At 44.2% G+C, this 19,790-nt stretch carries 20 protein-coding genes and 1 pseudogene; 16 read left to right on the forward strand and 5 right to left on the reverse strand.

Features of this window, described 5'->3' with window-relative positions; all coding sequences use genetic code 11:
- Positions 1–814, forward strand: an 814-nt coding sequence (locus ACILP5_RS10355) for a hypothetical protein (RefSeq protein ID WP_395618575.1), incomplete at its 5' end; no start/stop codon positions are given.
- Positions 815–1,054: 240 nt separating this feature from the next.
- Here the strand turns inward: ACILP5_RS10355 and ACILP5_RS10360 are convergent.
- Positions 1,055–2,245, reverse strand: coding sequence for a M20 family metallopeptidase (locus tag ACILP5_RS10360; RefSeq protein ID WP_395618576.1), 1,191 nt, complete (start codon positions 2,243–2,245; stop codon positions 1,055–1,057).
- 135 nt (positions 2,246–2,380) lie between these two features.
- Here ACILP5_RS10360 and ACILP5_RS10365 point away from each other — a divergent pair, with 135 nt between their 5' ends.
- A complete protein-coding gene (locus tag ACILP5_RS10365) occupies positions 2,381–2,896 on the forward strand; it encodes an HNH endonuclease (protein ID WP_395618577.1) in 516 nt (171 codons plus the stop codon).
- The gene (locus ACILP5_RS10370) at positions 2,893–3,633 is read left to right on the forward strand and encodes a DUF2520 domain-containing protein (RefSeq protein WP_395618578.1); all 741 of its coding nucleotides are present in this window, start codon (positions 2,893–2,895) and stop codon (positions 3,631–3,633) included. The genes ACILP5_RS10365 and ACILP5_RS10370 overlap by 4 nt, the downstream gene beginning before the upstream one ends.
- On the opposite strand, the gene ACILP5_RS10375 is transcribed toward ACILP5_RS10370, so the two are convergent.
- A complete protein-coding gene (locus ACILP5_RS10375; protein ID WP_395618579.1) occupies positions 3,626–4,084 on the reverse strand; it encodes a hypothetical protein in 459 nt (152 codons plus the stop codon). The genes ACILP5_RS10370 and ACILP5_RS10375 overlap by 8 nt on opposite strands.
- A 95-nt stretch (positions 4,085–4,179) precedes the next feature.
- Between ACILP5_RS10375 and prfA the strand changes: the two genes are divergently transcribed.
- Complete coding sequence (gene prfA / locus ACILP5_RS10380) at positions 4,180–5,250, forward strand: peptide chain release factor 1 (RefSeq protein ID WP_395618580.1); 1,071 nt, start codon at positions 4,180–4,182, stop codon at positions 5,248–5,250.
- A gap of 274 nt (positions 5,251–5,524) precedes the next feature.
- On the opposite strand, the gene ACILP5_RS10385 is transcribed toward prfA, so the two are convergent.
- On the reverse strand, positions 5,525–6,556 hold the full coding sequence (locus ACILP5_RS10385; protein ID WP_395618581.1) for a sensor histidine kinase: 1,032 nt from the start codon (positions 6,554–6,556) through the stop codon (positions 5,525–5,527).
- 57 nt (positions 6,557–6,613) lie between these two features.
- On the opposite strand from ACILP5_RS10385, the gene purB reads away from it, so the two are divergent.
- From purB to ACILP5_RS10445, 12 genes are all read left to right on the forward strand, one after another.
- Positions 6,614–7,969, forward strand: a complete 1,356-nt coding sequence (purB, locus tag ACILP5_RS10390; protein ID WP_395618582.1) for an adenylosuccinate lyase — start codon at positions 6,614–6,616, stop codon at positions 7,967–7,969.
- Positions 7,970–8,134: 165 nt separating this feature from the next.
- Positions 8,135–8,515, forward strand: coding sequence for a VOC family protein (locus ACILP5_RS10395; protein ID WP_395618583.1), 381 nt, complete (start codon positions 8,135–8,137; stop codon positions 8,513–8,515).
- A gap of 189 nt (positions 8,516–8,704) precedes the next feature.
- Positions 8,705–10,114 (forward strand): anthranilate synthase component I family protein, encoded by a 1,410-nt coding sequence (locus ACILP5_RS10400; protein ID WP_395618584.1) that lies wholly within the window; start codon positions 8,705–8,707, stop codon positions 10,112–10,114.
- 4 nt (positions 10,115–10,118) lie between these two features.
- Positions 10,119–10,682, forward strand: coding sequence for an anthranilate synthase component II (locus tag ACILP5_RS10405; protein ID WP_395618585.1), 564 nt, complete (start codon positions 10,119–10,121; stop codon positions 10,680–10,682).
- Positions 10,683–10,686: 4 nt separating this feature from the next.
- Positions 10,687–11,676 (forward strand): anthranilate phosphoribosyltransferase, encoded by a 990-nt coding sequence (gene trpD / locus ACILP5_RS10410; RefSeq protein WP_395618586.1) that lies wholly within the window; start codon positions 10,687–10,689, stop codon positions 11,674–11,676.
- Position 11,677: 1 nt separating this feature from the next.
- Complete coding sequence (trpC, locus tag ACILP5_RS10415; protein ID WP_395618587.1) at positions 11,678–12,460, forward strand: indole-3-glycerol phosphate synthase TrpC; 783 nt, start codon at positions 11,678–11,680, stop codon at positions 12,458–12,460.
- A 2-nt stretch (positions 12,461–12,462) separates the two neighbouring features.
- Entirely contained in the window at positions 12,463–13,056 is a 594-nt protein-coding gene (locus tag ACILP5_RS10420) for a phosphoribosylanthranilate isomerase (protein ID WP_395618588.1), read from the forward strand.
- A 2-nt stretch (positions 13,057–13,058) separates the two neighbouring features.
- Positions 13,059–14,246, forward strand: coding sequence for a tryptophan synthase subunit beta (gene trpB, locus ACILP5_RS10425; RefSeq protein WP_395618589.1), 1,188 nt, complete (start codon positions 13,059–13,061; stop codon positions 14,244–14,246).
- 1 nt (position 14,247) lies between these two features.
- Positions 14,248–15,027: a tryptophan synthase subunit alpha gene (gene trpA / locus ACILP5_RS10430; protein ID WP_395618590.1), complete on the forward strand. Its 780-nt coding sequence runs from the start codon at positions 14,248–14,250 to the stop codon at positions 15,025–15,027.
- A gap of 111 nt (positions 15,028–15,138) precedes the next feature.
- Entirely contained in the window at positions 15,139–15,492 is a 354-nt protein-coding gene (gene rplS / locus ACILP5_RS10435; RefSeq protein WP_130894795.1) for a 50S ribosomal protein L19, read from the forward strand.
- A gap of 117 nt (positions 15,493–15,609) precedes the next feature.
- Positions 15,610–16,761: a Gfo/Idh/MocA family protein gene (locus tag ACILP5_RS10440; protein WP_395618591.1), complete on the forward strand. Its 1,152-nt coding sequence runs from the start codon at positions 15,610–15,612 to the stop codon at positions 16,759–16,761.
- Positions 16,758–18,134 (forward strand): Gfo/Idh/MocA family protein, encoded by a 1,377-nt coding sequence (locus tag ACILP5_RS10445; protein ID WP_395618592.1) that lies wholly within the window; start codon positions 16,758–16,760, stop codon positions 18,132–18,134. Before ACILP5_RS10440 ends, ACILP5_RS10445 begins: the two co-directional genes overlap by 4 nt.
- Here ACILP5_RS10445 and ACILP5_RS10450 read toward each other — a convergent pair.
- Entirely contained in the window at positions 18,131–18,841 is a 711-nt protein-coding gene (locus ACILP5_RS10450) for an ABC transporter ATP-binding protein (protein WP_395618593.1), read from the reverse strand. The two genes, ACILP5_RS10445 and ACILP5_RS10450, sit on opposite strands and share 4 nt — an antisense overlap.
- Before the next feature lie 167 nt (positions 18,842–19,008).
- A pseudogene (gene fusA, locus ACILP5_RS10455) lies at positions 19,009–19,790 on the reverse strand (elongation factor G); the annotation flags it as partial.

Here is a 19,790-nt window from a genome sequence, read left to right on the forward strand (position 1 = left end):
TCCAAAGGTGCAAAATTACATGAAAAAGACGATAAGTATTTACGGGGGCGGTTGGGTAGGCGCACCATTGGCATTTAAATTAGCTTTAGCGGATTTCGAAGTCCGCGTTTCAGCTTCCAGTGTTCATCAGCAAGCTGCACATCCGAAAATCAAGGTGTTGGATTTCAGAGCAGAACCCGATATGCCAGAAGATAACTGGACTTCGATGAATGATTCGGAAGTGCAAATTTGGGCGATTCCACCCCGCCGCAAAAAGAATTCAGAAGAGACTTATCTGTCTATTTTGCAGTCCTGGGTAGATAATTTACCCACTTCAGGCGTTAAAAAACTCATTTTCCTTTCTTCGACATCCGTTTATTCAAACGTGTCCGACACAGTCGATGAAAACTCCGCAATTAATGAAGAGTCGTTGATGGCCAAAGCAGAAGCCATCGTTTCCTCCTCCCAAGTCCCTTCCCTTATCTTGCGTTTAGCAGGTCTAATGGGTGGCGATCGCTTTGTAGGGAAGTACTTCTCTGGCAAGCGAAATGACGGAGCAAATTGCCCTATTAATTACGTACACAAAGATGACGTCGTTGCTTTAGTGGCATTAGCCGCTGAAAAAATCGAATCTGGCATTTATAATATTGTAGCTCCTATTCACCCCACAAAAGGCGAAGTAGGTGAAAATGACATCGAACGCCGCGGCCTTCCATCAGGCTATTGGGATTATTCGGTAGCTTGTCTAGGCGGGAAAGTGGTGAATGGCGATAAGATCTGCCAGGAATTGAAATATGAATTCAGATGGCCAGATCCTTTAGAGTTTCCTTTATAATGTTAGGGTCAAAATTGTGCTGCGCAATAATTTTTTACCCTAACATTATAAACGAAATCTCATCTACGTCTCTTCTTAAAAATTTAAAGCATTGAGAGGAGATGATGGTAAATGATTTACCCTTTAGCTTGCGAAATAGAGAGGTTTTAAGTTTAGTGAACAAGAAATTATTTGCGTAGCGACAATTTCGGTTCACTGAATTAAAAACCGAAACCTTTTCGATTGGCTCTGCTGAAAATATTACACAGTTAACTCTGAAATCGCTAACCACGCCATTAAGCCGGGACCTATTGATAGAGATGCCTCATCAATATCAAAATTCGGCGTATGCACTCCACTCGTAATCCCGCGTTCCTCATTTCGAATTCCTAGGCGATAGAAACAGGCATCCACGTGATGTGTATAGAAAGCGAAGTCTTCGCCTGCCATCCATAAATCTAAGTCGACTACGTTTTCTGCACCCATGTATTCGATGGCTGCGGCTTTAGAACGCCGTGTCAGTTCTGGATTGTTTTGTAAGAAGGGGTAGCCTTTTAAAACTTCGAATTCAGCGCGGCCACCCATGGCGTCGGCGATGCCTTCGGCCAGCTTTTTCATCTTTTCAAGACCCTCTGCACGCCAGGTTTCGTCCATGGCGCGGAAAGTTCCGGCAATGTTTACTTCGTCTGGGATGACGTTTGTAGCTCCTAGGCCTTCAATTTTGCCAAAAGTCAAGACCGAGGGAAGTTTTGGGTTCTTATTTCTTGAGATGATTTGCTGCATTGCCACGATGATGTGGGATGCGATGACAATAGGGTCGACGCAGGCATCAGGCATGGCTCCATGGCCGCCTTTGCCAATTACTTTAATGTATAATTCATCCGTGCTAGCCATATACACGCCTTCGCGGAAGCCAATTTTGCCTACGGGGACATTGGTCGCCACGTGCTGGCCATATATGCTCGCAGGCGTGGGGTTTTGTAAAGCACCTTCTTGAATCATGATGCTGGCTCCACCGGGGGCTTTTTCTTCGGCTGGTTGGAATAGCAATTTGATGGTTCCTTCGAACTCGTCGCGTACTTGCTGTAAAATATGTGCCGTTCCTAGAAGGGAAGCGGTGTGCACATCGTGACCGCAGGCGTGCATGACACCTGGGTTTTTGGACTTGTAGGGAACTTCATTCGTTTCTAAAATGGGTAAGGCATCCATGTCAGCGCGAAGGGCGACGACTTTTTTGGAGGGATTTTTGCCTTTGATTTCGGCGATGAGGCCGGTGGTGGCGATTTTTTTGGCCTGAATCCCCATCCGCTCTAATTGTTGTAAAACGTAGGCTTGTGTCTGAAATTCCTGATAAGAAAGCTCGGGATTCGCGTGAATGTGGTGGCGATTTGCAAGGGTTTCAGGAGTGATTTCGGATGAAAGCTGCTTGATTTTTTCCAATAAAGTGGACATGGGCATCTATTTGATTTAGGCAAATCTACGAAATAGGACCTAATTCCGGGAATTCTTAACAAAAAAGCAATGTTAAACTCTTCCAAATCAGCCGATTATTTTTTAAATTGTTGAGCAAATTAAAACGGTTTTTCTATGGCTCAGAAAGTGTTAGTTTTAAATCAGGATTACAGCGCGCTTACGATTTGTTCCATGCCTAAGGCCTTTCTTTTGGTCTACCTAAATAAGGCAGAATTAGTTGCTGAATCTACCACTGAAAAATTACACTCGGTCTCTAAAACTTTCCCTTATCCCTCAGTTATTCGTTTACAACGCTATGTCTATTTCCCGTTCAAAGGAGTGATGCTGAATCGTCAAAATATTTTAAAACGAGATAATTTTACCTGTCAATATTGTGGGTCAAACGACCACTTGACGATGGATCATGTGATTCCTAAATCACGTCAGGGGCGTACCTCGTGGGATAATTTGATTACGGCTTGCAAGTATTGTAATTCCAAAAAGGGACATATGACCCCAGAGGAAGCGGGTATGGTTTTAACTCGCCAGCCATTTAGGCCTTCATTTGTTATGTTTTTGCGAAATTTTTCTGGAATTTTGGATCAACAATGGGCACCCTTTGTGGGTGCTAAACTGGAGACCACCACATGAGTTTTAAAATATCGTTTATCGGAGCCGGCAATGTCACCTGGCATATCGCAAAGGCCCTAGAAAATGCCGGAAATTCTGTTCAAGAAGTTTTTAGTCGCGAGCCCTCCAAGGCAAAAGACGTCGTTTCTTATTTATATAATGCAAAGGTTCACGAAGACCTGGACTTCTCAGATTCCGCGGCCACCGTCTTTTTTTTGTGTGTCCCAGAATCGGCTTATCCTGAAGTCTTGAAGGAATTAGTATTGCCAAAATACGCAACACTCATCCTCGTTTCAGGCACTTTCTCTCTCGCTGAGGCGAATCTTTTATACGATCCAGAACGTGTAAGCACAAATCAAATGGGGGTCTTTTTCCCGGTTCAGCATTTGGAATCAGGACGTCGAATTAAGTTAGATCAGATGCCCATCTGTTTAGAGGTGATGGTAGAAGAAACCCAAAATACTTTAGTGGCACTCGCAAAAGATATCACGGATGCGATGTATTTAGTGAATGGCGAAGAGCGCAAAAAGATTCACAAAGCGATGCTTTTAGCGGGTGTTTTAACCCAAAATCTCTGGTCACATGCGCAAGAATTATTGCAATCTATTGAGCTAGAGCCTAGTTTATTGCACGGTCTCGTGCAACAACACGTTCAGGCATTCTTTACTGGGAATCCACTTTCGAAGGAAATTTCAGATCCACATTTACGCGAGGTGAACTTCCAAATCAATCAAATCCTCGAACGTAACCTTATTTAATGAGGGGGCGGTCCATGTTTTGGATCACGATGTTCTTAGCGAATCCTAAAACGGTAATTTTACCCGATTCCGAAGGGTAGAAATAGTACAAACTATCGCCAGCGGTATTTTTCTGGATGGAAGGTGGGATGTCCTGTTTTTGGGAAATAGAATAATCCAAAGCGTCCATAATACCCACCATCTTGGCATCCTTAAAACTCAATTTCAACTCAGCGGGGGCACCTACTCGAACAGAAATAGACAAGGCCTTCGTCGCGCTATCTAATTTAGCCGCACCCTTTGCTTGAATTTCTTGTCCCCAGGTATCTACTTGATTGACAATGTCTTGAGGCAAAACACGCTTCACTTGTCTGGCCTTCATCTCCTTAACAGCTGCAGCCGTGTCAATGCGTTTAGAAAAATCACAAGCTTGAAGCGCGATTAAGGCGAAAAGGAGTAGGGTGTGTTTCATCGTTTTGGAAATTATATGCAAAGGTATTCTAAACGAGCACAAAGGGCAATGGATTTAATTACTATCTTTGCAACGTTTTTTAAAACCAAAATGTTATGCTGGAGCAGCTAGAGGCCATCCGAGAAAGATTTTTAGAAGTAGAACAACAAATCGCGATGCCAGAAGTGGTATCGGACTTGAAGAAATTCAAGACCTTGAGTAAGGAATACAAAGATTTGCAAAAGATCGTGGACCAGTATTTGGCCTACCAAAACTTATTAGGCTCCATCGAGGAGGCGAAACAAGTGATCGCTACGGAAAAAGACGAGGATTTTCGCGATATGGCCAAAGCGGAATTAGAAGCATTAGTTCCAGCAGAAAAAGAAATGCAGGAGGTTTTAAAGGAGATGTTAATCCCACGTGACCCGAACGATTCGAAGGACTGTATTCTCGAAGTGCGTGCCGGAGCAGGTGGCGACGAAGCCTCCATTTTCGCCGGCGACATCTTCCGCATGTACCAACGCTACGCTGAAAAGATGGGCTGGACCTTCCAAATCATGGACTTCACCGACGGTACAGCGGGCGGTTACAAAGAAATTATTGCGTCTGTTCAAGGCGAAGATGTATATGCCAAAATGAAATTTGAATCCGGTGTTCACCGTGTTCAACGCGTTCCAGCCACAGAATCTGCCGGCCGGATCCACACCTCTGCCGCCTCTGTTGCGGTATTACCTGAGGCGGACGAAGTAGACGTTCAAATCAACATGAACGACATTCGCAAGGATACATTCTGTTCTTCTGGAGCAGGTGGTCAGTCAGTAAATACTACCTATTCTGCGGTTCGTGTGACCCACATTCCATCCGGTTTAGTGGTACAATGTCAGGACGAACGTTCTCAGATTAAGAACTTTGACAAAGCGATGACCGTTTTACGTTCTCGTTTATATGAAATTGAATTAGCGAAACGCAATGCCGAAATCGCCGGAAATCGCAAGTCGATGGTGGGTTCAGGAGACCGTTCGGACAAAATCAGAACCTACAATTACCCTCAGGGTCGTGTCACCGATCACCGTATCGGCTTAACAGTCTACAATCTTCCAGTCGTAATGGACGGCGAAATTGCCGACTTTATTGAGCAGTTGAGAATTGCGGAGAATGCGGAGAGGTTGACTGAAGGGGCGGTTTAATTTTTATGGTAGCTAAAAACGGCCTACGTCATGTTTTATAGCTACCATAAAAATCAAACCTTGCTGAAGAGCTAGGAATTTATCGATTCATTAAAAATGGGGACTCAAGTCCCCATTTTTAATTCCACATCTCTTCTCTCCTCTCTCTACTCCTGAACTTCAATTTTATTCCTGAATTCATACAAAAAGGGACGCAATACGTCCCTTTTTGTATTCCAACTTTGCGCTTTTTGCTTTGTTCTTTGTGATTTGATATAAAAAGGCCACGGCCTTTTTATAACGCTTTTTCGAGCTTAAAGCTAAAACTCGTCCCCTTATCCACCTTCGATTCCACCTGGATTTTACTACCATGGGCTTGAACGATGTGCTTTACGATGGAAAGGCCTAGTCCGGTTCCGCCGCTCAGTTTGGTACGGCTTTTGTCAATACGATAGAAGCGTTCAAAGATGCGAGGAAGGTGTTTTTCGGAAATTCCTGGTCCATTGTCTTTGATCGAAATCAAATAAGATTTTTTGCGGTCTTCGATGAAGACGGTTACTTTTCCGTCTTGATTGCCGTATTTGATACCGTTGTCTACGAGATTGACTAACACTTGTTCGATCTTTTGGGCATCTGCTTTTACGTCGATAACCTCATCTGAGCAATTTAGGATAAGTTTAACACCGCGCTTTTTGGCTTTCCCCTCTAATTGTTCAAAAATTTCATCTACCATGGGACGCAAATTGATGCGTTTCTTTTCGATTTTGATGGCCCCTGTTTCGATTTGAGATACCGTTAACAAGTCCTTGACTAAGGCGTCGAGGCCGTCTAAGCTTTTTGCCGCTTTTTCTAAGAATTTTTGTCTGATTTCAGGTGCTTCCTCTGGATTGTCTAGTAAGGTGTGAACGAAGCCTTGGGCTGCGAAAATGGGTGTTTTTAGCTCGTGGGATACGTCTGCTAGAAATTCTTGGCGATAGACTGCGGCTTTTTTTAATTCTTTTACCTCATCTTCTGTGGTAGTAACGTAGGCAGCTAATTCGCTCTTTAAAAGTTCGATGGGGTTCTCTTTTTGGACTAATTGTTTACGAGAAATGAGTGGAAAGTTCTTCTTCTTAATTTGCTTGATTTGGTCATATAATACGTTTACTTCTTTGAAAACAAGGTTGTCTAGGGCGAAGTAGATAAGTATGGAACCAAAAATCAAGACACTGATAAAGGCCACAAAAAGAGTCGTCGAATCAGAGTGTGGTAAGAAGGAAATAAAGGCAGTTGCCACACCGGCAATAACGAAAGCGATGATGACAGAAAGGTAGCGTGGACTTAGCATGCTTGAAATTACGGATAATTTTTAAAATGTTGTAACTTTGTGCTTTGATAAAATAGCATGGAATTAAATTTATTGACTGCCATTTCGCCCGTAGATGGTCGTTACCGCAAACAAACCGCCGCACTAGCTCCCTATTTCTCGGAGTTTGGATTAATCCAATACCGAGTGCGCGTAGAAATTGAATACTTTATTGCGTTGTGCGAGATTCCTTTGGCCCCCTTAAAAGGCTTCCCTAAGGAACATTATGCCGCTTTGCGTTCCATGTATACGAACTTTACAGAGGCAGATGCGAACTGGATTAAGGATACCGAAAAGGTGACAAACCATGACGTGAAGGCTGTAGAATATTTTATCAAGGACCGTATGTTAGCCCTTCCGGGTGATATGAGCCCATTTGTGGAGTTCATACACTTTGGTCTAACTTCTCAAGATATTAACAACACCGCGATTCCACTTTCCCTGGCGGAAGCACATCGCGATGTTATTTTACCTGCTTACCAAGCGGTGGTAGCAACTTTAGATGCCTACGCGACCGAGTGGAAAGAGATTCCATTGTTAGCACACACGCACGGTCAACCTGCTTCTCCTACGCGTTTAGGTAAAGAAATCAAGGTTTTCGTGGAGCGTTTAAATCGCCAATTGGACTTGCTAGCGCAAGTGCCGTTCTCGGGTAAATTCGGTGGAGCAACGGGTAATTTCAATGCACACCAAGTATCCTTCCCTGAGATTAATTGGCCACAATTTGCGGCAAAATTACACGCAGATTTAGGCATCAAACGTAGTCAGTATACGACTCAAATTGAGCATTACGATAATTTAGCAGCCTATTTCGATGGCTTGAAGCGTTTAGATACGATCTTGATTGATTTGTCGAGAGATATTTGGCAATACATCTCGATGGGTTATTTCAAGCAAAAGATCAAAGCGGGTGAAATCGGATCTTCGGCGATGCCTCACAAGGTGAACCCGATTGATTTTGAAAACGCGGAAGGAAACTTAGCGATGGCGAATGCCTTCTTTGAATTCTTGTCTGCGAAACTTCCGATCTCCCGCTTACAACGTGATTTAACGGATTCGACTGTCTTGCGTAACGTAGGTACGCCTTTAGCGCACGTGGTGATTTCCTTGAATTCATTGCAACGCGGTTTGGGAAAATTAGAATTGAACAATAGCAAAATCCAGCAGGATTTAGAAGATAACTGGGTGGTCATCGCTGAGGCGATCCAAACCGTATTGCGCAGAGAAGCTTTCCCTAAGCCTTACGAGGCATTGAAAGATTTGACACGTAACCACGGTAAGATTGACCAAGCTGTTTTCCATGCATTCATCGATGGCTTAGCTGTTTCAGATGCGATTAAGGCAGAATTGAAGTTAATCTCACCGTTTAACTTCACAGGCCGCGACGAAAATTAAGCCGCAACCCCTGATTACTGGATACTGACAAGATTAGAGATAATTGAGTAGAGAGTAGAGATGGTGAATGGTAAATGGTAAGTGGTGAATGTTCCCCTCCGGACTACTAGATACCGACTACTGGATACCGACTACTGATTACCGACTACTAACCCCCGACTAAATATGAACCACCTCATGCACATCGCCCTCGTGGTAGCCGATTATGACGAAGCTATCGCTTGGTACACGGAGAAACTAGGTTTTACACTAGTGGAAGACACCGTTTTGAGTGATGTAAAGCGTTGGGTATTAGTTCAACCGTCTGGCGAAGGATCTTGCCAATTATTGTTAGCGAAGGCGGCGACGGATGAGCAAAAATCGAGAGTAGGAAATCAAACAGGAGGGCGCGTTTTCTTGTTCTTGCATACGGATGATTTTGATCTAGATCATGCGAATTTGATAGAGCAGGGGATTACGATTGTGCGTGGTCCAAGTGAAGAGGAGTATGGCAAAGTGCTCGTATTCGCGGATTTATATGGAAATTTATGGGATTTGATCGGGTAAAATTTTGATTTTACGGAATTCACTCTACATTTGTATCAAATAACAACACAATGACAAAAGCAACATACAACAAAAACTGGTGGCAAGGATAACAATCCCTGAACAGTTTCGCTGTGTGTACATGATATGTTTACTAAAGGCTTGCTGTTCAACAGTAAGCCTTTTTTTATTAATTTTGCCCTTTGAAACATGTCTAGCATAAATATACGAACTTCACGGAAAACGCTTTTGGCCGATACGCTGACGCCGATCGGGATCTTTTTGAAGATTCGCAAAAACTATAAGAACTCCGTTATCTTGGAATCTGCGGATTACCACGGTAAAGAACATGGGTTTTCGCACATTGCTTTTGATCCAGTAGCACGTTTCGAATTAACGGATTCGAAGGTCACCCAAACTTTTCCAGACGGAACGCAAGAGAATTTCACTTTAGCGAATCGCCATGAGGCGGTGGCTGCGTTGAAAAGCTTTGCGGATCGTTTTGATTTTAAGAAGGAAAAAGGGGATTCACCTATGGCGAACGGGTTTTTTGGCCATATCTCCTACGATGCGGTGACCTATTTCGAGGATATCGATATTCAGGCGAAAAATCCGGAATCCGAAATCCCGTCTATCCGTTATTATGTGTACCGTTACGTGGTGGCGGTGAATCATTTTAACAACCAAATGAGCCTCTATGCGCACAGCTACGACGGTTCAGAGCCTTCATTTGATACGATTACCTTTCTTTTAGACATGCCACATTATGCGACCGCCTCATTTGCGCGAAAAGGAGAAGAGGTGAGTAATTTAACAGAAGATCAAACTCGAGAGATAGTTAATACCTGCATTAAGCACTGTTTACGTGGGGATGTGTTCCAAATCGTTCCTTCCAGACGTTTCGCACAAAAATTCGATGGGGATGATTTCCAAGTCTACCGCGCGCTTCGCTCGGTCAATCCATCGCCTTATTTGTTCTATTTTGATTACGAGGAATACCGGATTTTTGGGGCCTCGCCAGAAAAGCAAATCAAGATTGAAGGATCTGTCGCGGAGATTCATCCGATTGCCGGAACATTTAGACGTTCTGGAGACGATACACGCGATGCGGAATTAGCTCAGGAATTGATTGCAGATCCGAAAGAATCGGCCGAACACGTGATGCTTGTGGATTTAGCTCGTAACGACTTGAGTCGTTCGGCGGATAACGTGAAAGTAGAGACCTTCAAGGAGGTACAATTCTTCTCACATGTGATTCACCTGGTTTCTAAAGTTACTGGACACCTGCAAAAGGGCGTTAATCCTTTGCAAATGGTAGCTGATACCTTCCCAGCTGGAACTTTAAGTGGTGCCCCAAAGCACAATGCGATGACGATTATCAACCGTTTAGAGCCTACTAACCGGGCTATTTACGGTGGAGCAATCGGTTTTATGGATTTCGAAGGCAACTTTAATCATGCTATTGCGATCCGTACGTTTTTAAGTAAAGGAGACACCTTGTTTTTCCAAGCGGGCATGGGCGTAGTCGCTAAATCCGTGGTGGAAAGTGAGATGCAGGAAATACACAATAAATTAGCCGCCTTGCGCAGAGCATTAGAGGTGGCAGAAAATTTAGCCTAAGGATATGAAAGTATTGGTTTTAGATAATTACGATTCCTTTGTGTACAATTTGGTCTACATGTTAAAGGAGCTAGGCGCGGAGGTGGACGTGTTTCGTAACGATAAGATTTCGCTAGAGGAAGTAGGCAAATACGACAATATCTTGTTGTCGCCGGGTCCGGGGATTCCATCGGAGGCGGGGATTATGATGGATTTATTGAAAGAATATAAGTCGACCAAAAAAATTCTAGGCGTCTGCCTGGGTCACCAGGCGATTGCAGAGGCTTTTGGCTCTCAATTAAGCAATATGGGCGAAGTTTTACACGGCGTGACTACGGAATGTGTGGTGACCGATCCTAAGGAACGCTTGTTCTTTGATATCCCAGCTCGCTTCGAAGTATGCCGCTACCACTCGTGGACGGTAATTCCTTCGACGATGCCGAGCGATTTAAAGGTGACAGCGCAAGATGACAAAGGTTTTGTCTTAGCGGAGGCGCATGCGAAATACGATGTGCGCGGGGTGCAGTTCCATCCGGAGGCGTTTTTAACGCAGCATGGAAAGCAAATGATTCAAAATTGGATGAAATAAAAGAATGAAAGATATATTAAATAAAAGAGTTGTAGGAGAAGCGTTATCAGAAAACGAAGCGAGAGAAGTTATGCTACGCATAGGGCAAGGGGAGGTAAATCCCAGCCAAATTACCGCATTTTTATCCACCTATTGGTTTCATCCCATTCAGGTAGATGAGTTAAAAGGTTTCGTGTCAGCTATGTTAGAATTAGCCGTTACAGTTGATTTATCAGAATTTGATGCGATGGATGTGTGCGGAACGGGTGGCGATGGAAAAGATACTTTTAACATTTCGACGACTTCCTCTTTCATCATTGTAGGTGCCGGTCAAAAAATCGCTAAACACGGTAATCACGGGGTTTCTTCTTCGGTGGGATCGTCTACCGTTTTAGAGTTTTTAGGCTTAAAATTCAATAATGATCCGAAGATCTTGAAACGCAAAATGGAAACGTCCGGTATGTGCTTTTTGCACGCGCCACTTTTCCACCCGGCTATGCGTTTCGTGGGCCCTATCCGCAAGGAATTAGGCATGAAGACCTTCTTTAATTTACTAGGGCCTTTATTGAATCCTGCCAAAGTCACCAAGCAAATCACCGGCGTCTACTCACCCGAAGCCTTTGCTTTGTACGAAGGATTTTTTGCAAATTCTGGAAAGCAATATGGTATCATATATGCGGAAGATGGCTACGATGAGATTTCGCTAACCTCTGCCTTCCGCTTAACAACACCTGCAGGAGCGGCCATCTATAATCCAAGCGATATAGGTTGCGATGTAGTGGCTCAATCAGAATTATTTGGAGGCTCGAATGCGGAGGCATCAGCGAATATGTTATATCGTATTTTACAGCGGGAAGGTTCTTCTGCTCAAACGCAAGCCGTTTTAGCAAATGCCGGAGCGGGTTTATACGTGGCAGGAAAGGCAGCTTCTTTAGTAGAGGGCTACGCTTTAGCAAAAGAATCACTAGAAAGCGGACGCGCGTTCCAGGCTTTCAAGAAATTTATCATGGACTAGGATGAGCATATTAGACCAAATCATAGCAACGAAAAGACAGGAAGTGGCCGCTTGCAAAGCGCACGCAACAACGGCTCAGCTGGAGAAACAAGCATTTTTCGCGCGTGCTTGTCATTCCTTGTCGATGTCTTTAATTCAGCCAGCTTCCACGGGAGTTATCGCGGAATTTAAGCGTAAATCACCTTCCAAAGGCATCATCAACGATCGTTTGGGAGTGGATGTCGTAACACGTGGCTATGTGGAGGCGGGTGCGGCCTGTTTATCGGTGTTGACGGATGAGTCCTATTTTGGAGGAACGTATGCTGATTTTGAATTAGCTCGTCGCACCAATCCGAACACGCCTATCTTGCGTAAGGACTTTATGATCGATGAATACCAAATCATCGAGGCAAAATCGATGGGGGCAGACGTGGTTTTATTAATCGCGGCGGCCTTAAGTCCATCGGAAATCAAAACATTAGGAACCCTAGCGCGTTCTTTAGGAATGGAAACCTTACTCGAGGTGCACGATCAAGAAGAATTAGATCGTTCACTAGGCGAGTATATTTCTGTGGTGGGGGTGAATAACCGAAACCTGAAGAATTTCTCAGAGCAAAATGTGGAGGCGTCGAAGGTTTTGGCAACTAAAATTCCTTCGCAATTTGTGAAAGTTTCTGAGAGCTGTATTTCCGGTCCGGAGATTATCAAAGAATTGAAAACTTACGGATACCGCGGATTCTTGATAGGCGAGAGCTTCATGAAAACGGATAACCCAGGAAAAGCCTTAAGCGACTTTATTAAATAAGTATGAAGTGGAAAGTATGTGGCATGCGGGAACCAGAAAATATCCAAGAGGTAGCTGCTTGCGGGCCGGACTTCATGGGCTTTATTTGGGCACCTAAATCGCCCCGATACGTAGGTCCTGATTTTGTGATCCCCACTTTACCAGCGAAAACAAAGTCGGTAGGCGTGTTTGTGAATGAAACCACAGACCACATTATCGCCCTTTCGAAAAAAGCCGGTTTCTCCGTCGTGCAATTGCATGGCGAGGAGTCGCAATCAGAAATAGCTGCTTTGAAAGCCGCCGGATTGCAAGTAATCAAGGCGATTAGTGTGGGTTCAGCCGCGGATTTCGACTTAAAAGATCAGCCTGATTTCTATCTGTTTGATACGAAAAAAGGAACGCAAGTAGGTGGAACCGGAGAACATTTTGATTGGTCTTTGTTAGCGCATTACCAGCTGGACATCCCCTATTTTTTAGCGGGAGGTTTAAGCGCAGAGGATGTAGGAGAAGCGAAGAAATTACCAGGACTTTATGCCCTGGATTTTAATAGTAAACTTGAAGTGAGTCCTGGTTTGAAGGACATCGAGAAGGTTAAGGAAATTGTAAAACAGCAATAGATATGTCATTTAATGTAGATGAGCGTGGGTATTACGGGAATTATGGCGGAGCCTATATTCCGGAAATGTTGTACCCCAATGTGGAGGAATTGCGATTCCGCTATTTAGACATCATCGCGGAGCCGTCGTTTCAGGCGGAATTCCACGCCTTATTGAAGGATTACGTGGGTCGCCCTACGCCTCTTTTCAAGGCGGAGCGTTTGTCTGCGAAATACAATACGAACATTTACTTAAAACGAGAAGATTTGTGTCACACAGGTGCGCACAAAATCAACAATACGATAGGCCAAATCCTGGTTGCAAAACGCCTAGGTAAGTCTAAAATCGTTGCAGAAACAGGTGCTGGTCAACACGGCGTGGCGACAGCGACGGTTTGTGCTTTGATGGGCATGGAATGCATCGTCTACATGGGCGCCATCGACATCGAAAGACAGGCTCCCAACGTAGCACGTATGCGTATGTTAGGAGCTCAAGTGGTACCTGCCACCTCCGGTTCAAAAACCTTGAAAGATGCTACAAACGAGGCGATGCGTCACTGGATTAATCACCCGGTAAACACGCATTATATTATCGGATCTGTTGTGGGGCCACACCCCTATCCCGATATGGTGGCACGTTTTCAATCCGTGATTTCAGAGGAAATTCGTACCCAATTACAAGAAAAAGAAGGTCGCGATTACCCAGACTACGTGATTGCTTGCGTGGGTGGTGGATCCAATGCCGCGGGCGCTTTTTACCATTTCTTAGATGAGCCACGTACGGCTTTGATCGCTGTGGAGGCAGCCGGTTTAGGCGTGGAATCTGGCCATTCTGCAGCGACCACTTTCCTTGGGAAACCAGGAGTTTTACACGGTAGCAAGAGTTTATCGATGCAAACCGAAGACGGACAGGTGATCGAGCCCTATTCGATTTCTGCTGGTTTGGATTACCCTGGAATTGGGCCTATGCACGCGCATTTATTCGAATCAGGTCGTGCGACCTTCTATGGTGTGACAGATGAGGAGGCGTTAGTGGCGGCTGTGGAGTGTTCCCAATTAGAGGGTATTATTCCGGCTTTAGAGACGGCACACGCGTTGGCCGTATTCGAAAGATTGCAAGCTAAACCGAATGAAATTGTGGTCGTAAATGTATCAGGAAGAGGGGATAAGGATTTGTCGACTTACCAAAACCGTTTAAAATTGAATGACTAAGATGAATCGAATTTCAGCCCTTTTTGCCCAAGCTACAGAGCCCGTTTTAAATGTCTATACCACCGCAGGATTCCCTCGTTTCGAGGATACGATGACGGTTTTAAATGCCTTACAAGCTGGTGGTGTGGATATCATTGAAGTAGGAATGCCCTATTCTGATCCGATTGCGGATGGCGAAACGATTCAGCTTTCGAATCAAGCAGCTTTAGAGCAGGGGATGAGCGTGGCCCATTTGTTTGCGCAATTGAAAGATATGCGCAAGACCATTACGGTTCCTGTTCTTTTAATGGGGTATATTAATCCTGTTTTACAATATGGCGTGGAGGCTTTCTGTGCGAAATGTGCGGAAGTAGGAGTAGATGGATTGATTTTGCCGGATCTTCCGATGGTGGAGTACGAGGCGTCTTACCGCGAGATTTTTGAAAAATACGGTTTATACAACATTCTGTTAATTACCCCTCAAACAAACGATGAGCGCATTCGCCACATCGATTCGGTTTCCAAAGGTTTCATCTATATGGTATCTTCGGCGAGTACGACCGGAGCTAAAACGGGGATTTCATCGGATCAAGAAGTGTACTTTGAAAGAATTGCTGCGATGAATTTGCAGAACCCGCGTTTAATTGGCTTTGGTATCTCAGATCACGAGAGTTTCATGAAAGCCTCTAAGAATGCCTCTGGGGCAATTATTGGAAGTGCATTCGTTAAGATGATTTCGCAGGCCAAAGACCTTAGCGCTGAAATTGTTGACTTTGTTCAGTCTATCAAGGGTAAAAAGTAGACAAATGTTTTTGCAAAGAAATATTTTTACTATCTTTGCAACCCCAATCAGACGTTCTTATGCACAAGTGGGCCGCTAAGCGCTGATTATCATCAAAAAAAATTAGTACAGATGAGCGATTTAATTAAATTCGTAGAGCAAGAAAACGCAGCACGTAGAGGAGAACATCCTGAATTCGCGGCAGGAGACACAGTTAACGTACACGTAAAAATTCGTGAAGGTAACAAGGAGCGTATCCAGGTTTTCCAAGGTTTAGTTATCCAACGTAAAAATTCGGGTGCTGGTGAGTCTTTCACAGTTCGTAAGATCTCTAACGGTATCGGAGTTGAGCGTATTTTCCCAATCTTGTCACCAAACATCGACAAAATTGAAGTATTACGTCGTGGTAAAGTACGTCGTGCACGTTTATACTACATGCGTGGCAAGCAAGGAAAAGCAGCTCGCGTTAAAGAGAAGAAAAAATAGGTTTGAGATTTTTTATATAGTAAAAGAGCTGTTCAGAAATGAACAGCTTTTTTTATGCACTAATATCAGTAATCTCAGCTAGAATTTTACTTTTGTAAATAAATTAGACCTATTAAAATGAAATCATCAGCTGCGAATCGCCGCGACTTCTTGCATCAAGCCGGAATGTTAGGCGGAATGGCTTTTTTACCCTCTTCCATCAAAGACGCAACGAAATCCTTTGCACCGAAACAGCCGGAACGCATCATTGCGCCGCGCCTTAAATTCGGTGTTGTAGGAATTAACCACGGCCATATTTATTCAATGGCGAATTCGATCATTCGAGGCGGTGGAGAGTTTGTCTCGTATTACGCTAAAGAACCAGATTTAATCAAAGATTTTGCGAAGCGTTACCCCCAAGCAAAGCTGGTTAAAAGCGAAGCGGAGGTATTGGAAGACCCATCTATCAAATTAGTGCTTAGCTCCATTACACCTAACGAGCGGGCACCCTTAGGAATCCGCGTTATGCAGCATGGAAAAGACTACATGGTCGATAAGCCGGGAATTACTAGCTTAGAACAACTAGCTGACGTTCGTAAAGTGCAGAAGGAAACTGAAAAGATTTATTCGATTTCCTTCAGTGAGCGTTTTGAGAACAAGGCGACGGAGCTAGCAAGCCAATTGGTCGCGAAGGGAAGAATAGGCAAAGTAATGCAAACCTTGGGAACAGGCCCACATAGAATGAGTGTGAATTCGCGTCCTGACTGGTTTTTTGACACGAAATATTATGGGGGAATTATCACGGATATTGCTTCCCACCAAGTGGATCAATTTTTACATTTCACCGGTTCTACCCAAGGAGAAGTAGTTGCTTCCCAAATCGCAAACCACCACCACCCACAATACCCGAAATTCCAGGATTTTGGCGATTTGATGCTCAGAAGCAATAAAGGTTCTGGCTATATTCGAGTGGACTGGTTTACACCTGATGGCTTAAATACCTGGGGAGATGGTAGACTGACCATTCTAGGTACAGATGGCTACATGGAAGTAAGAAAAAATACAGATATAGCTTCTCCACATGGAACGGGAAGCCATTTATATGTGGTCACCAATAAAGAGACTTTATACATCGATTGCAAAGATGTGAATCTTCCACATGGAGAATTACTGGTAAACGATGTCTTGAACAGGACGGAAACGGCGATGACGCAAGCGCATTGTTTCTTAGCCACTGAATTAGCTTTAATTGCACAAAAAAATGCAACTAACATATCTATCAAAGCATGAAAAGGAGAAAATTTATCAATAACCTAGCACTAGGTGCTGTAGGTACGTTAGGGTTTCCTACGATCGTTCCAGCGCACGTTTTGGGCGGCAAAGATGCACCAAGTAATAAAATCAACATCGGCCAAATCGGCTGCGGTCGCATCGCGCGTACCCACGACTTACCAGGCACCTGGAAGCACGAAAAGGCGCGCATCATGGCGGTTTGTGATTTAGATCGCCATCGGACAGAGGAGACCAAGCAATTAGTTGAAGAATTCTACACGAAGAAAACGGGTCAAGCGAATTACATCGATGTGAAAATGTACGATGATTACCGCGAAATGCTCTTGAACAAGGATATCGATGCGGTGATGATTAGTACGCCGGATTTTTGGCATGCGCAACCAGCGATGGAAGCGGCACTAGCCGGTAAAGATATTTACCTTCAAAAGCCCACCTCTTTGACGCTTCACGAGGGTCGTCAATTAGCGAATGTAATTAAGAAAACAGGTCGTATCCTTCAAGTAGGAACTCAGCAACGCTCTACTTCACAATTTAGAATCGCGGCGGAACTAGTGCGTAACGGCCGTATTGGAAAATTACACACGGTAAAGATTGGTTTGCCTGGAGATCCATCGGGTCCGCCAGCACCAGCGATGCCAGTGCCTAAAGGATTTAACTTCGATATGTGGTTAGGTTCAACTCCGGAAATGGCCTACACGGAAATTGCTGTGCATCCACAAAAGGGCTATGATCGTCCGGGTTGGTTGCGTATGGAGCAATTTGGCGCAGGTATGATTACCGGTTGGGGGCAGCACCACTACGATTCAGCTGCTTGGGGTATGGATACAGAATACACGGGTCCGATCTCGGTAGAGGCGGTGGCTGAATTCCCTAAATCGGGATTATGGAATGTGCACGGAGACTTTATGTCCAAAGCCGAATACGCAAACGGAATCACGATGTACACCTCTGGTGGCTACCAAAACGGTATCCGCTACGAAGGAACCGAAGGCTGGATTTTTGTTTCTCGTGGGGATTACGCTGTCACTTCTTCTGATCCTACCTCCAAGGTGAGGGCGAAAGCATTAGATGCGTCTGATCCGAAGATATTGCAATCAGTTATCGGAGAAAATGAGCTTCACTTATACAATTCTCCAGATCAGCACGGTAACTGGCTAGAGTGTATCGAGACGCGAAAAGAACCGATTTCACCTATTGAGATTGGGCACCGCGCGTGCACGGTTTGCTTGATTACACATGTGGCGATGAAAATACCGCGCAAATTGCAATGGGATCCTAAAAAGGAACAATTTGTAAATGATGCGGAAGCAAATACCTGGCTAAAAAGAGCACAACGTGCTCCTTACGGAACAGATCGCGTGAAGTTCTAGACCTTCTCTACTTTGCGCACGTTGGTGTTAATGATGTCAGATTCTACGACGCCATCACGCAAACGAATGATTCGGTGGGCATATTGGGCAATATCGTCTTCGTGGGTAACCATGACGATGGTATTGCCTTTTTTGTGCAATTGATCGAAAAGATCCATGATCTCATACGAAGTCTTCGTATCTAAGTTACCTGTAGGCTCATCGGCTAATAAGATGGAAGGATCATTGACTAAGGCGCGAGCCACGGCTACACGCTGTCTTTGCCCCCCTGACAGCTCGTTCGGCTTGTGTAAGGCGCGGTTGTCTAGACCTACCCCTTTCAAGGTTTTCATGGCAATCTCGGTACGTTCTTTTTTGGAATAGCCAGCATAGATTAATGGCAAGGCTACATTTTCTAAAGCGGATTGGCGGGGAAGCAAATTGAAGGTTTGGAAAACGAAACCAATCTCCTTGTTTCTAACGGCCGCAAGCTCGTTTTCAGACATCTCAGATACATCTTGTCCATTCAAGATATATTTACCCGTAGAAGGCGTATCTAAGCAGCCTACAATATTCATTAAGGTTGATTTACCAGAGCCTGACGGACCCATGAAAGCGACATATTCTCCCTTGTTAACAGAGATGGTTACGTCTTTTAAGGCGTCGATCACTTCTTCGCCCATTACGTAGCGCTTAGAAATAGAGTAGGTCTCGATAATTTTCGTCATAGCAATCAAATTAATGAGTTCAAAAATACACCCATTCTAGGAAACAATTCTTCTTTTTCGACAAAAGATAGTGAACAAGGATGAATTGAGCGTGGGAAGGATGAGAGGTTTTGGCATAAAAAAAGCCCGAACAAATCGTCCGGGCTTTTCTATATCTGCAAAGAATATTATAATCCTTTCGCTTTCTTAACTACTTCGTCAGCGATGTTTTGCGGAACGAATTCGTAGTGAGAGAACGTTAATGAAGCAGTTGCACGTCCTGAAGACATCGTACGTAAATCTGTTACGTAACCGAATAATTCAGAAAGAGGCACATCGGCCTTCAAGATTACAGCACCTTGACGAGAATCCATACCTTTCATGATACCACGACGACGGTTTAAGTCACCTGTGATAGGTCCAGTATATTCGTCAGGAGTAACAACGTCAACGGCCATGATAGGCTCCATTAACTTCGCACCCGCTTGTTTCGCTGATTCTTTGTAACCCATACGAGCTGCTAATTCAAATGATAATGAATCTGAATCGACATCGTGGAAAGATCCGTGGAATAAACGAACTTTCATTGAATCCATTGGGTATCCAGCTAAAGCACCATTTTTCATTGCTTCTTCGAATCCTTTTTGAACTGCAGGGATGAATTCACGAGGAATCACACCACCTACGATATTGTTAACAAATTCCAAACCTGGTTTGTCATCGTCTCTTGGTCCGATTTCAAATACGATATCAGCAAACTTACCACGACCACCTGATTGTTTCTTGTAAACCTCACGGTGTTCAGTTGTCTTAGTTAAAGACTCTTTGTAAGCTACTTGAGGAGCACCTTGGTTAACTTCTACTTTGAACTCACGACGCATACGGTCGATGATGATCTCTAAGTGAAGCTCACCCATACCCTTGATGATCGTTTGACCAGTCTCTTCGTTAGATTCTACTTGTAACGTAG

Origin of the sequence: Aquirufa sp., assembly GCF_044239315.1 — a bacterium.
Taxonomy (GTDB): domain Bacteria; phylum Bacteroidota; class Bacteroidia; order Cytophagales; family Spirosomataceae; genus Aquirufa.

Coding starts and splice junctions, on each gene's coding strand:
- ACILP5_RS10360 (WP_395618576.1), bottom strand. CDS start 2,245: ATGTCCACTTTATTGGAAAAAATCAAGCAGCTTTCATCCGAAATCACT.
- ACILP5_RS10365 (WP_395618577.1), top strand. CDS start 2,381: ATGGCTCAGAAAGTGTTAGTTTTAAATCAGGATTACAGCGCGCTTACG.
- ACILP5_RS10370 (WP_395618578.1), top strand. CDS start 2,893: ATGAGTTTTAAAATATCGTTTATCGGAGCCGGCAATGTCACCTGGCAT.
- ACILP5_RS10375 (WP_395618579.1), bottom strand. CDS start 4,084: ATGAAACACACCCTACTCCTTTTCGCCTTAATCGCGCTTCAAGCTTGT.
- prfA (WP_395618580.1), top strand. CDS start 4,180: ATGCTGGAGCAGCTAGAGGCCATCCGAGAAAGATTTTTAGAAGTAGAA.
- ACILP5_RS10385 (WP_395618581.1), bottom strand. CDS start 6,556: ATGCTAAGTCCACGCTACCTTTCTGTCATCATCGCTTTCGTTATTGCC.
- purB (WP_395618582.1), top strand. CDS start 6,614: ATGGAATTAAATTTATTGACTGCCATTTCGCCCGTAGATGGTCGTTAC.
- ACILP5_RS10395 (WP_395618583.1), top strand. CDS start 8,135: ATGAACCACCTCATGCACATCGCCCTCGTGGTAGCCGATTATGACGAA.
- ACILP5_RS10400 (WP_395618584.1), top strand. CDS start 8,705: ATGTCTAGCATAAATATACGAACTTCACGGAAAACGCTTTTGGCCGAT.
- ACILP5_RS10405 (WP_395618585.1), top strand. CDS start 10,119: ATGAAAGTATTGGTTTTAGATAATTACGATTCCTTTGTGTACAATTTG.
- trpD (WP_395618586.1), top strand. CDS start 10,687: ATGAAAGATATATTAAATAAAAGAGTTGTAGGAGAAGCGTTATCAGAA.
- trpC (WP_395618587.1), top strand. CDS start 11,678: ATGAGCATATTAGACCAAATCATAGCAACGAAAAGACAGGAAGTGGCC.
- ACILP5_RS10420 (WP_395618588.1), top strand. CDS start 12,463: ATGAAGTGGAAAGTATGTGGCATGCGGGAACCAGAAAATATCCAAGAG.
- trpB (WP_395618589.1), top strand. CDS start 13,059: ATGTCATTTAATGTAGATGAGCGTGGGTATTACGGGAATTATGGCGGA.
- trpA (WP_395618590.1), top strand. CDS start 14,248: ATGAATCGAATTTCAGCCCTTTTTGCCCAAGCTACAGAGCCCGTTTTA.
- rplS (WP_130894795.1), top strand. CDS start 15,139: ATGAGCGATTTAATTAAATTCGTAGAGCAAGAAAACGCAGCACGTAGA.
- ACILP5_RS10440 (WP_395618591.1), top strand. CDS start 15,610: ATGAAATCATCAGCTGCGAATCGCCGCGACTTCTTGCATCAAGCCGGA.
- ACILP5_RS10445 (WP_395618592.1), top strand. CDS start 16,758: ATGAAAAGGAGAAAATTTATCAATAACCTAGCACTAGGTGCTGTAGGT.
- ACILP5_RS10450 (WP_395618593.1), bottom strand. CDS start 18,841: ATGACGAAAATTATCGAGACCTACTCTATTTCTAAGCGCTACGTAATG.